The sequence below is a fragment of the Allobosea sp. Root483D1 genome (assembly GCF_001429505.1).
In the GTDB taxonomy this organism is placed as follows: Bacteria; Pseudomonadota; Alphaproteobacteria; order Rhizobiales; family Beijerinckiaceae; genus Allobosea.
In genome coordinates this window covers 383,396-395,311 of sequence record NZ_LMJW01000018.1, presented here as the reverse complement: position 1 = coordinate 395,311, position 11,916 = coordinate 383,396, and the positions used below count along the sequence as shown (strand labels likewise).

At 65.8% G+C, this 11,916-nt stretch carries 12 protein-coding genes and 1 other RNA gene; 6 read left to right on the top strand and 7 right to left on the bottom strand.

The window, feature by feature from the left end; all coding sequences use genetic code 11:
* Positions 1-166: 166 nt before the first annotated feature.
* The 5 genes from ASE66_RS17240 to ASE66_RS17220 all read right to left on the bottom strand — a co-directional run bounded on the left by ASE66_RS17240 (position 167) and on the right by ASE66_RS17220 (position 4,647).
* Positions 167-1,963, bottom strand: a complete 1,797-nt coding sequence (locus tag ASE66_RS17240) for a peptidoglycan D,D-transpeptidase FtsI family protein (RefSeq protein WP_082613519.1) — start codon at positions 1,961-1,963, stop codon at positions 167-169.
* Positions 1,960-2,349 (bottom strand): hypothetical protein, encoded by a 390-nt coding sequence (locus ASE66_RS17235; protein ID WP_057190911.1) that lies wholly within the window; start codon positions 2,347-2,349, stop codon positions 1,960-1,962. The genes ASE66_RS17240 and ASE66_RS17235 overlap by 4 nt, the downstream gene beginning before the upstream one ends.
* A 2-nt stretch (positions 2,350-2,351) precedes the next feature.
* Positions 2,352-3,356, bottom strand: a complete 1,005-nt coding sequence (rsmH, locus tag ASE66_RS17230) for a 16S rRNA (cytosine(1402)-N(4))-methyltransferase RsmH (RefSeq protein ID WP_057190910.1) — start codon at positions 3,354-3,356, stop codon at positions 2,352-2,354.
* Positions 3,353-3,862 (bottom strand): division/cell wall cluster transcriptional repressor MraZ, encoded by a 510-nt coding sequence (locus ASE66_RS17225; RefSeq protein ID WP_244494958.1) that lies wholly within the window; start codon positions 3,860-3,862, stop codon positions 3,353-3,355. The genes rsmH and ASE66_RS17225 overlap by 4 nt, the downstream gene beginning before the upstream one ends.
* Before the next feature lie 335 nt (positions 3,863-4,197).
* On the bottom strand, positions 4,198-4,647 hold the full coding sequence (locus tag ASE66_RS17220; RefSeq protein WP_057190909.1) for a MarR family winged helix-turn-helix transcriptional regulator: 450 nt from the start codon (positions 4,645-4,647) through the stop codon (positions 4,198-4,200).
* A gap of 232 nt (positions 4,648-4,879) precedes the next feature.
* Here ASE66_RS17220 and ASE66_RS17215 point away from each other — a divergent pair, with 232 nt between their 5' ends.
* Together ASE66_RS17215 and ASE66_RS17210 are read left to right on the top strand one after the other, a co-directional pair.
* Positions 4,880-5,305, top strand: a complete 426-nt coding sequence (locus tag ASE66_RS17215) for an organic hydroperoxide resistance protein (protein ID WP_057190908.1) — start codon at positions 4,880-4,882, stop codon at positions 5,303-5,305.
* Between the two features lie 124 nt (positions 5,306-5,429).
* Entirely contained in the window at positions 5,430-6,383 is a 954-nt protein-coding gene (locus ASE66_RS17210; protein WP_057190907.1) for an MBL fold metallo-hydrolase, read from the top strand.
* Between the two features lie 61 nt (positions 6,384-6,444).
* Here the strand turns inward: ASE66_RS17210 and rnpB are convergent.
* Both rnpB and ASE66_RS17205 read right to left on the bottom strand, forming a co-directional pair.
* An RNA gene (rnpB, locus tag ASE66_RS18120) (RNase P RNA component class A) lies at positions 6,445-6,851 on the bottom strand.
* Positions 6,852-7,003: 152 nt separating this feature from the next.
* Positions 7,004-7,669 (bottom strand): lytic transglycosylase domain-containing protein, encoded by a 666-nt coding sequence (locus ASE66_RS17205; protein WP_057190906.1) that lies wholly within the window; start codon positions 7,667-7,669, stop codon positions 7,004-7,006.
* Between the two features lie 313 nt (positions 7,670-7,982).
* Here ASE66_RS17205 and ASE66_RS17200 point away from each other — a divergent pair, with 313 nt between their 5' ends.
* From ASE66_RS17200 to ASE66_RS17185, 4 genes are all read left to right on the top strand, one after another.
* On the top strand, positions 7,983-8,288 hold the full coding sequence (locus ASE66_RS17200; RefSeq protein ID WP_057190905.1) for a glycine zipper domain-containing protein: 306 nt from the start codon (positions 7,983-7,985) through the stop codon (positions 8,286-8,288).
* Positions 8,289-8,424: 136 nt separating this feature from the next.
* The gene (locus tag ASE66_RS17195) at positions 8,425-9,171 is read left to right on the top strand and encodes a TerB family tellurite resistance protein (protein WP_057190904.1); all 747 of its coding nucleotides are present in this window, start codon (positions 8,425-8,427) and stop codon (positions 9,169-9,171) included.
* A gap of 2 nt (positions 9,172-9,173) precedes the next feature.
* Complete coding sequence (locus ASE66_RS17190; RefSeq protein ID WP_057191118.1) at positions 9,174-9,971, top strand: N-acetylmuramoyl-L-alanine amidase; 798 nt, start codon at positions 9,174-9,176, stop codon at positions 9,969-9,971.
* A 75-nt stretch (positions 9,972-10,046) separates the two neighbouring features.
* Positions 10,047-11,912, top strand: a complete 1,866-nt coding sequence (locus ASE66_RS17185; RefSeq protein WP_057190903.1) for a patatin-like phospholipase family protein — start codon at positions 10,047-10,049, stop codon at positions 11,910-11,912.
* The last annotated feature ends 4 nt before the right edge of the window (positions 11,913-11,916 follow it).

The following is an 11,916-nucleotide window of genomic DNA, read 5'->3' as shown; positions in this document are numbered from 1 at the left end:
GCCCCAATGAACAACGGCGGTCCCTCACCCCTGCCCCTCTCCCATCCGGGAGAGGGGTTCCCCGCGCTTGTCTCGTCCATTATCGCCTAATGAACATCCCACGCATCGTCCACAACCAACCAGACATGACAGGCTCTAGCCCGAGCATGACGCTCCCCTACTGCCTCTACCGCGAGCCCCAGGCGCCGAGCCTCGCCATCAACGGGAACGGTGCCGGCGGCGGCTCGAAGCGCGGCGCCATGCCGAGGATCGGCGCCGCCCGCTCGATCACCTTGCCGGTGGTCTTGCCGGCGTTCCAGGCGGCGGTCGAGTAGCCGCCGCTCTCGGCATAGCCCTTCGGCTCGTCATAGATGGAGAGGAAGACGTAGCGCGGCTTGTCCGAGGGCGCGATCGCCGTGAAGGTGGTGAAGTTCTTGTTCTTGGCATAGCGGCCGTTGATGACCTTCTCGGCCGTGCCGGTCTTGCCGCCGACGAAGTAGCCGGGAACGTCGGCGAACCGGGCCGAGCCCTTCTCGCCGTTGATCCGCATGATGTAGCGCATCGCCTCGGAGGTCTCCGGCTTGATCACCCGGATCGCGTCCTTCTTGGCCTCTTCCTCGGTACGCTTCAGGAAGGTCGGCCTGATCAGGTAGCCGCCGTTGACCAGCGCGCCGACCGCCGCCAGCGCCTGGATCGGCGCGACCGCGAGGCCGTGACCGAAGGCGATCGTCGCCGTGTTGATCTCGCCCCAGCGCTGCGGAACGATCGGCGCGGCACTCTCGGGCAGCTCGGTCGTCATGCGGTCGAGCTGCATCATCTTCCTGAGGAAGGCCTTGTGGCCCTCGACGCCGACCGAGAGCGCCATCTTGATGGAGCCCATGTTCGACGAGTGCAGGAACACCTCCGGTACGGTCAGTGTGCGGCCGGTGCCATGGTATTCCTTGATGACCTGGCGGCCGAACCGCATCATGCCGCCGGCGGTCGAATAGCTCGAATTGATGTTGGCCTTGCCGGAATCGAGCGCCATCGCGATGGTCAGCGCCTTGAAGGTCGAGCCCATCTCGTAGACGCCGACATTCATCCGGTTGATCCGGTCCTTCTCCAGCGCGTCGACCGGGTTGCCGGGATCGAAGTCGGGCAGCGACACCAGCGCGATCATCTCGCCGGTGTTGACGTCCATGATGGCGCCGGCCGCCGCGATCGCCCGGTATTTCTCGATGCCCTTGACCAGCTCGTCGCGCAGCAAATGCTGGACGCGCATGTCGATCGAGAGCTGGACTGGCTTGAGGTCGGAGGCCTGCATCGCAAAGCCCGCCCCGTTCAGATCCTGCAGGCCTTGCGAGTCGATGTATTTCTCGATGCCGGCGATGCCGACATTGTCGACATTGGCGAAGCCGAGCACATGGGCGGCGACGTTGCCGTTCGGATAGACGCGCTTGTTCTCCGGCACGAAGCCGACGCCGGGAATGCCGAGCCGGTGCACTTCGGCCTGCTGGCGCGGCGTGATCTCGCGCTTGACCCAGACGAAGCCCTTCTTGGTGCTGAGCTTGTCGCGCAGCTCCTTGGCGTTGAGATCGGGCAGGACCGCGGTGAGCAGCTCGGTCGCCTCGTCCTTGTCGAGGATGTTGCGCGGCTCGGCGAAGACCGAGACGGTGCGGATGTCGGTGGCGAGCGGGATGCCGTTGCGGTCGAGAATGTCGGGCCGCGCCGCCGAGATCGCGTTCGATGTCGCCCGGCGCAGGCCGACCTGGTCGCTCGGAAAGGCGCCGAGCATGACGAGCCGGCCGACAATCGCCAGGAAGAGGCAGCTGAAGCCGAGAATGACCAGGCCGACGCGCGGCTCGCTCTTCTCGCCGCTCATCCGGAAGATGTCGCGCAACCATTCGGTACGGAAGCGCCATTTCGGCTTCACGACCTCGGGCCTGGCGACCGTCGGCGCGACGATCTCGGGTGCCCCGGCCTGGCTGTCGAGCTCCTGGCTCATGGGCGGGCTCCCGGCGTGGTCGCGGTGTTGCTCTTGCGGTCCCTCGGCGTCTCGGTCGGCAGGCCGAGGCCGAGATCCTCGAGCTTGCGGCCGATCGAATCCACCTTCGGACCGCGATTGGGGATGTCGGAGAGGCGCACGATCTGCGTAATCGCCAGCGGCTGAAGATCGAGATGCCTGTCGGCCAACGCCTGCAGCCGCTCAGGGCGGTTGAGGAACTGCCACTCGGCCTTCAGCACCGCGATCGCCTCGCGCTCGCGCTGGGCCTTGGCCTTCAGCTTCTGCAGCTGCTCGGCCTGCAGCGTCGTCTCGTATTTGATCGAGTAGGCATAGACCGCCGAGGAGACCAGCGCGCCGATGGCGATGACATGCAAGAGCTTGATCACGCTCAGCTCCTCCGGCGGGTTTGCGGCGCGGGCACGACGGCGAGACCGACGAGATCGGGATCGGGCGCGCGCGACGCCGCCTCGGTGCGTTCGGCGGCGCGCAGTTTGGCCGAGCGGGCGCGCGGATTGGCCCTCGTCTCGGCTTCAGATGGCGCGACCGGGCCCTTGGTGATCAGCCTGAACGTCGCTTGCTGGGTCGCCACCGCCGGGGCATGGCGCGAGGCGGCCGGCGCCCTGCCCGAGCGTTCGGCGAAGAACTGCTTGACGATCCGGTCCTCGAGCGAATGGAAGGTGACGACTGAGAGCCGCCCGCCCGGCCCGAGCACGGCCTCGGCGCCGTGCAGCGCCCGGACCAGTTCGCAAAGTTCGTCGTTCACCGCGATGCGCAGGGCCTGGAAGGTCCGCGTCGCCGGATGGGCGCCGCCGGGCTCGCCTCGGACGATGCCCGCGACGAGGTCGGCGAGTTGCTTGGTCGTGGTGATCGGCGCCTTCCGCCTGGACTCGACGATGGCGCGTGCCACGGCGCGCGAGCGCCGCTCCTCGCCGTAATGGTAGATGATATTGGCGAGCACGCCTTCATCGGCCTCGTTGACGAGCTCGGCGGCGCTCTGCCCGCTCGCCGCCATGCGCATGTCGAGCGGCCCGTCGAACCGGAAGGAAAAGCCGCGCTGCGCCTGATCAAGCTGCATCGAGGAGACGCCGATGTCGAGGACGACGCCATCGAGCGGCGTCATCTTGAAGCGCTCCGCCTCCTCGGCCAGCGCGCCGAAACGGGCTTCGGCCAGGGTCAGCCGCCCACCCATCGCCAAGACGAGGTCGGCGCCCCCGGCTATCGCGGTCGGATCACGATCGAGCGCGAGCAGCGTCGCTTCCGGCTCGCGCTCCAGCAAGGCGCGCGAATAGCCGCCGGCACCGAAGGTGCCGTCGAGATAGCGACCGCCGGGTTTGAGCGCGAGTGCGTCGAGCGCCTCGGCCATCAGCACCGGAATGTGGGTTTCGCCCGTCATGCCACAGCCCTCGCCCCGAGCATGCGCCGAACGTCGCGCAGCTTTCCCCTGGCATCCTCGAGATGTGCCTTGAAGCGCTCCGGCTCCCAAATCTGAAACTTGTGGCCCTGCCCGACGAAGGTGACGGTGTCGCCCATGCCGGCATGCGCCTTCAGCGTCTCGCTCAGCATGATCCGCCCTTCCGGGTCGACCTTCAACACTTCCGAGGTGCCGTTCAGCGCCGTCGAGAGCGACTCCCACTCCTCGGAGAAAGGCGAGAAGCGCGACAGGATCTCGTCGATCGTCGCCCTGAGCGCATGGCCGCCGCAGTCGAGGCTGGCCTGGTCGAGCGCCGGATAGACGTACAGCCCCTCGTAGCCGTCCTTCGCCAGAACGGCCCGGAACGAAGCCGGGATCGAGACCCGCCCCTTGGCGTCGAGCTTGTTGGTGAAATGGGAGACGAAGCGGTCCGTCAACGCCGCCTCCTGGTCGGGCTTCCAGTCGAACTCTGTAAGCGCGAAGCGCACCGGCCGGAGCCGGCGATCGATACTCCCGTCGACCCCGACATGGCGGAGCCGTCAGCCAGAATCCGCGCGGCACACGGGCTCTGACTTGGTGCTTGCCTGTCGGTTTCGACGGGATGATTTGGGATAGCATGGGACAATATGGGCGTCAACGGATCCAGCGCTGCAGACGGCGGTCTGCCCGAGCCTGTGACCATCACAGCCCGTTAAGGTTAACTATCCGTAAAGACGAGGATTTTTGGCACGCGACGGAGCGTGGCGTCGCCGGCTAGCGCTAGCCAATCCGCCGCGGCTGCGAAGAAATATTTTCGACGTGTCGGCCCCTGCCCTGCCCGGCCTCAATCCTCGGCGACCGCCTTGCTCAACAACGCCTCGCGCAAGGCCCGGACATCGCCCAGCAAGCGCCCGGGCGGAACCCCGCTCTCCTCGACCGCGCAGGGCACCGGGTTGGGCAAGCTGCCCGCCTTCTCGCGCAGGCTGCGACCCGCTTCGCTCAGTTCGACCAGCACCTGCCGCTCATCCTCGCGGCCGCGCTTACGCAGGATCAGGCCGTTTGCTTCCAGGCGCTTCAGCAGCGGCGTCAGCGTGCCGGAATCGAGAATCAGCCTGTCGCCGATCGCCTTCACGCCCTGGCCGTCATGCTCCCACAACACCAGCATGACCAGATATTGCGGGTAGGTCAGCCCGAGCTCGGCCAGGAACGGCCGATAGGCCCGGTTGAAGGCATGAGCAGCGGAGTAGACCGCGAAGCAGATCTGCTCGTCGAGCCCACGTACCGGTGTAGTCATCCTATCCTTCGTCATAGCCTTGCCGATTGTTGCCCGCATTGTGAGATTAGAGCCGGACGCAGCCGAACTGGAACACCCGGTTGGGTGGAGCGTCTGTTCTGACCCAAGATACTCATTCGTCGGCGCCGCCGCCGCCCCCGTTCACGGACATGTGAATTGCAGACAATTCAATTGTGCACAATCTAATTCACATCAACCACGGCGGATGCCCCGCCCAGCAAGGAGAGCAACGATGAAGATTCTCTACACCGCCCATGGTTCCGCCACCGGCGGCCGCGAAGGCCAGGCCGCGACCGACACCGGCAACGTCAAGCTCGTGCTGAACACGCCGAAGGAGCTCGGCGGCGGCGGCGGTGACGGCACCAATCCCGAGCAGCTCTTCGCCATGGGCTATTCCGCCTGCTTCCTCGGCGCACTGAAGTTCGCCGCCGGCAAGGAAAGCGTGAAGATCCCGGACGACGCCCGCGTCAGCGCCGATGTCGGCATCGGCCCGCGCGACGACGGCAAGGGCTTCGGCATCGCCGTCAAGCTGACGATCTCGGCGCCCGGCATCGAGAAGGCAAAGCTCGAGGACCTCGTCCAGAAGGCCCATATCGTCTGCCCGTATTCGGACGCGACCCGGGGCAATATCGACGTCCAGCTGACGGTTGCAGCCTGACGCTGCGCCACCCACCTGAGCCTCACGGCCGGGCATCCCTCCGGCCGTGAGACGACTTGGCCCGCCCCCTCCGAGCGAGCCGCGTTTCCGGAAGCCTTAGACCTCGAGCCTCTGGAACATCCCCATGATCGATCGCCGCCATTTTCTCGCCGCGGCCGCAGCAGCCGCGTTCGCGCCTGCCCTGCCCGCGCACGCCCGCGCTCCTCAGACCGGCGCGCAGGTGCCGGGCATCTATCGCCGCAAGCTCGGCGACCTCGAAATCACCGCGATCCTCGACGGCTACGTCCCGCTCGGCGCCAAATCCTTCAGCAGCGCGGATCCGACGACGGTCGGCCAGCTCGTCGCCAGTGCCGGCCTGGACGAGAGCCTGCCGACCTCGGTCAATGCCTTCGTCGTCAACAGCAAGGACAGGACCTATCTGATCGACACCGGCTCGGGCGCCTGGAACGGCATGGGCGACACCATGGGCCGGGCCGAGGCCAATCTGCGCGCTGCCGGGATCGAGCCGGCGCAGATCGATACGATCGTCCTGACCCACGCCCATCCCGACCATCACGAGGGGCTGCTCACGGCGCAGAAGGCGGCGCGCTTCCCCAATGCCGAGCTCGTCATCCACGAGGCCGAATACGCCTTCTGGCACGATGACGGCATCCTGAGCCAGGCGCCGGCCGAGGCGAAACCCTTCTTCGCTTCCGCCCGCGGCGCGCTCGCGCCCTATGCCGCCCGCACCCGCAAGGTGAAGGCGGGCGAGGTCGCTCCCGGCCTGACCCTGGAACATGCTCCGGGACACACGCCGGGCCACAGCATCTTGCGGCTGTCGTCGGGAAACCAGCAGCTCCTGCTCGTCGGCGACAGCATCCATAATGTCGTGCTGCAGACCGCCCAGCCCGAGATCACCTTCGTCTTCGACACCGACGGCAAGCAGGCCGCGGCCTCGCGTCGGCGCGTGCTCGACATGGCGGCCGCCGACAAGCTGGTGCTCAGCGGCGCGCATATCCCCTTCCCCGGCTTCGGCCGGGTCAGCAAGGAGGGCAACGGCTATCGCTTCGCCACGGCCGAATGGAGCTACACGCTCTGATCTCGGCCTCGTCAAACACGAAAGGGCCGGGAGCGATCCCGGCCCTTTTCGCTGCGATGAGGGTGCCAGCCGGCCTGTAAGCCGGGTTCTGGATGGCCGGGAGATTTCTCCCCCGACGTGACGGCCATTCCTCTGGGACGCACATTGCTGCGCGCCTCGAGCAACCAACCCGGACGACAGGGCCTGGAAACCGGCCCCCTGCCCTTGCGGGCAGGCATCGTCCCTATTCGGTTTTGCTCCCGGTGGGGCTTGCCATGCCGTCCCCGTTGCCGGGTCCGCGGTGCGCTCTTACCGCACCTTTTCACCCTTACCTCGCCAGGAAAGCCGAAACTCTCCAGCACGAGGCGGTTCGATCTCTGTGGCGCTTTCCCTGGGGTCGCCCCCGCCGGACGTTATCCGGCACCGTGTTTCCGTGGAGCCCGGACTTTCCTCCCCTGCCGAAGCAGGAGCGGCCGTCCGGCCGACTGGCGGGCTCCCTCTGCGCTCTAAAGGCCGGAGCCGTCAAGCGCATACGCAGTCCCGCCGAGGGATTGCGTATTCCGCTCGTTGAAAATCACGCAAGCACCTGATTTTCAACGACGGATGAATCCGGCATCGCGAAGCGCCTGCCGGGTCGGAACTCAGTTGCTGGCGGAGATGGTGCCGGTGCTGCCGGAGATGCTGCGGACCTTGGCGCAATAGGTGCGATTGGCGCCGCTCATCCGGTTGGCCAGGTGGCCGCTCTGGTACTTCATCACGGTGCGGCAGGTGTCGCCGCCGGCGAGGCGATAAGCCTGGCCGAGATATTTCATGGCGTAGCGGGCATTCGTGTCGGCATCGAGCAGGCCAGCGGCGCCGCCGCTGTAGCCGACGCCGCGCGCCGTCTGGTGGCGGATCTGCATCAGCCCATAGTTGCCGGCATTGGCCGCGCGGGGGTTGTAGCGGCTCTCGATGCGCACCACGGCATCGGCCAGCGCGAACGGCACGCCATTGGCGGCGGCATGGCGGGCGACCAGCTGGCGCAGCCCTTCGGAACCGGCGGGCGCCGCGAGTGGCGTGCGGGCTTCACGAACGGTCTTGCCAGCCTTGGCCTGCGCCCCGCGCTCTCTCTTCGTCTGGACGGTTTCGGAAGCTGCTTGCCGCGAATCCTGGCCCTCTTCGGCCGCGGCTGCCTGACGCTTGATTTCGGCCTCTCGTACGATGAAGGCGCGGGCGTCGGTCTCGGCGTTCACCTGGGCGGAAGCGGGTTGAAGAAAGGCCAGGCAAATCGCGAAGGCGGCGCAGCCGCTACCAGAGATTTTGGTCATACGAAAGGAGCCTCATCTATCCATTTCAGCGCAAAACACAGCGGCGAAATGATAGATGAATGTGACGACAATCTGGCTGATACGAACAATTTTCGATCGATTTCGAAAGAACAATGTTTACTTTAGCCTCGTTCCGAGAGAAGTAATCATCATGTATTAAGCGCCGGAACGATTCACCCTCGCCGGCGTTGACGCAGTCATGGCGGCAGGCCAAATCATCGCCGCATTGCCACCGCAATTGCCGGTCGCAATGCAAAAACTAGGCTCCGGCCGAGTCCGTGCCGCTACGTGCGACCCGAGAAGGGGGAACGAGATGAAGAAATTGATCGCGATGGCGGCCGTCGGGCTGGCGCTTGGCGCCTGCACGCCGCATGAGGAACGCGTCGGCGGCGGTGCTGTGCTTGGCGCAGCCACAGGCGCCGTGATCGGCGGGCTCGCCACCGGCCGCGCCGGCGGTGCGTTGGCCGGCGCCGCGATCGGCGGAGTGGGTGGCGCAATCGTCGGCTCGGCGACCTCGCCCTATCGCCGCGGCGGCTACTACGAAGACGACGGCTACTATGGCGGCGGCTGCCCCTACGGCTACTACCGCGACTATTACGGCCGGCTCTATTGCCGCTGAGCCGCTCGCGTCCTACGCAGGAGCCATGGCCGACAGGCATCGGCCCGGACAGTGGAATGCGGTTTTCGGATAAGCCGCTGCGAAAACAAAAGCCTCGATCATCGATCCGATGGTCGAGGCCGTGGCTGGATGAACGATGACGTCGTCTTTCTGGGGGGTTTTGGGCGGCGGGGGCCTCGGCTTTGCGCTGGGCGGGCCGCTCGGCGCGCTCGTCGGCGCTCTGGCCGGGCATGTCCTGATCGACCGCGAAGGCGCGCTCTTCGGCCCCGCCCCCAAGCAGCTGATCTTCACCACCGGCCTGGTCGCGCTCGCCGCCAAGATGGCGCGCGCCGACGGGGTGGTGACGCGCGACGAGATCGCGGCCTTCGAACGCATCGTCGAGGTGCCGGAAGAGCAGAAGGCCCATGTCGAGCGCCTGTTCGACCTCGCCAAGCAGACCAGCGCCGGCTTTGAGGCTTACGCCCAGCAGATCGCCGAGGCCTTCCACGACGAGCCGGCCCTGATCGAGGACGTGCTCGACGGCCTCTTCCTGATCGCCGCCGCCGATGGCGCGATCCATGAGCGCGAGCACGCCTATCTGCGCGATGTCGCGACGATCTTCAGCATCGACGAAGCCGGCTTCGCCCGCATCGAGGCCCGCCACCTGCGCCGCCGCGACGATCCCTATCTCATACTCGGCGCCAATCGCGAGATGAGCGACCGCGAGCTCAAGCAGCTGCATCGCCGCCTTGTCATCGAGAACCATCCCGATCGCGAGATCGCCCGCGGCCTGCCCGAGGAGGCGGTCTGCATCGCGACGCGCCGCCTCGCCGCCATCAACGCCGCCTGGGATACGATCGAGAAGGAACGCGGCATCGGTCGCAGGGAGCCCGAGCCGGCGTGAGCATCGTCCTCGCCCCCGACAGCCGCTTCGCCGCCAAGGTCTTCCCCTCGCCCAACCATGGCGAGCGCAAGTTCCACGACGGCCAGAACCGGGAAAAGGACCGCAGCCGCCGGCCCGACACGCTGATCCTGCACTATACCGGCATGCCCGATGCCGGCGAGGCGCTGCAGTGGCTGTGCAACCCGGCCTCGCAGGTCTCCTCGCATTATTTCGTCTTCGAGAACGGCCACACCCTCCAGCTCGTGCCCGAGGCGCGCCGCGCCTGGCATGCCGGCGCATCGCACTGGGCCGGCGAGACCGATCTCAACTCGGCCTCGATCGGCATCGAGATCGCCAATCCCGGCCATCCCGGCGGCCTGCCCGATTTTCCCGAGGCGCAGATCGCCGCGACGCTGAACCTCTGCCGCGACATCTGCGAGCGCTGGCACATCCCGCCCGAACGCGTGCTCGCCCATTCCGACATCGCGCCCGGCCGCAAGATCGATCCCGGCGAGACATTCCCCTGGCGCCGCTTCGCCGAAGGGGGAGTCGGAATTTGGGTTGAACCCGCGCCGATCAAGGGCGGCCGCTTCTTCGCCCGCGGCGATGCCGGCCCGCCGGTCGAGGCGCTGCAGGCGATGTTCGCCATGCTCGGCTATGGCGTTTTGGTCGACGGGACCTATGACGAGCGCTTCGAGGCCGTCGTCGCCGCCTTCCAGCGCCACTGGCGGCCGGAGAAGGTCGACGGCGTCGCCGACGGCTCGACCATCACCACGCTGCGCGACCTGCTGGCGCTGACGCAGGAAGCGCGGACGGCGTAACGTATGATTCCCACCCTCGCAAGTTGTGCCACCGCATAACGCTTGGTAAGCTCCAGCCCTCTGGAGGCGCGTTGCATGGACGCATTTGAAGTTGGGATGGAGCCCCCGAAATCGATCGCGCTTTGCCTCTCGGGTGGCGGTCTGCGTGCAACCTTCTTCCACCTCGGCGTCATCACCGCCCTGCGCGAGGCCGGCCTGCTCGATCGTGTAAGGGAGGTTTACTCGGTCTCGGGTGGCAGCATCACGGCCGCGCATCTCGCCCTGCACTGGAACCGCTACACGAGCGCCGACGAGCGGCAGTTTCTCAGCGCGTGCAGCGAACTGCGCGCCGTAGGCAGCTGGGATATTCGCAACCGGGTCGTCCGCAGATGGGCGCTCGGAAGCTTGCTGCTGTTACCCTACTGGAAAAGCATCGGCCGAACGGAAATCCTTCAGAAGCAATATGAGAAGCTCTTCCAAAACGCCTCCCTGCGCCGATGCCGCGAGATAAACCCGGATGCTCCCAAATTTTATATTCTCTCGACCAGCTTCAACACAGGTGATCTCTGCAGTTTTTGCGATGACTATTTTACAGTTCACGATGAAAGCACCGGAGACAATGGCGAAACGATAACAAAACAACCAGTTCATTACCCAGCCGACAATGTCAGATTGAGTGTCGCCGTCGCAGCCTCCAGCGCATTTCCTCCGCTCTTTCCGCCGATGCGGCTCACCTGGGACAAGATCGGCGCCTCGTCGGACGGCGCCTTCAGCGCGATCGCCCTGACCGATGGCGGCGTCTACGACAATCTTGGCTTCGACAAGTTCGTCGCGCTCGATGTCGACGGGGTTCGCCGGCCGATGGACACTGTCGTCGTGAGCGACGCGGGCGGCGCGTTCAACGCCTCGCTCCGCAACGATTTCTCGGGCGTGTTCGCTCGCAATGTCCGCGCCACCGACGTTCTTATGCGTCGGACGTCGAAGGCGACGCTAACGCGCATGCGCGAGATGCGGAACAGGCGCAGGGTCCTCTATGTTCCCATCGGGCAGACCAGCCCCAGATCGCAAGCGTTGGTCACGACGCAAACCCGCTTGCAGAACATCAGGACCGATCTGGACCGGTTTTCCGACACCGAGATCGCACTGCTGGTCGATCACGGACGCGACATTACCCAGGACACGTTGGAGCAGTCGGATGTGACGATGGCGCCCGGACGGCAGCCTCGGGCGTCCAGCCAACCCAGCCCATCGGCGCAGGAGATGAATGAGGCGACCGCCCGGGAGGCGAGCGTGACGCGCATAGGGCTGCTCGATAGCCGCGATTGGGTCAGCTACGCCCTCGTAGCGGCAGCGATCGGCATCGCGGCGCTCACCTATTCGGGCGCGAAGCAGGTCGTCGTCAAAATCAACGATTTGCTTGGGCAATCGCAATCACTCGAAGAGGCGAAAAAATATCAGCAGGAGCAGCAACTGAGCTACGAACGGACGATAGCCGAGCTGCGTTCCTCAAATGAAACTCACAAGAACGCGCTCGTCACCGCATTGAACACGAAGGGGAACTCGGGCTTCGGAAGCATTCTGGCTCAAAAGCTCCCTGACAAGCTCGACCTTGCGCCTCCCAAGCAGACTCTGCCTCCGCAAGCCCCCCAGCAAGCACCGGAAAAGAGTCGATACACGGTCTGGATCCAATTTGCCGGGACACTGACCCGCGAACAGATGAAGAGCTTCGGTAGCAAACTCGGCGAGAGCTGGCCGAACACGCCCGGGGCAGCTCAGGGCGGCGAGCGCATCGGAATAGCCGCAGGCAGGAACGAAGTGCGCTACCGCTCGGATCGGGAACGGGACGCCGCACAGATGCTCGCCGATGAGGTAAACGCTGAACGCTTAGTCCCGACTAAAGTCGTTATCCGGGAATTCCTCCAACTTCCACCGAACTCCCTCGAGATCTGGATCAGCAACTGAACCG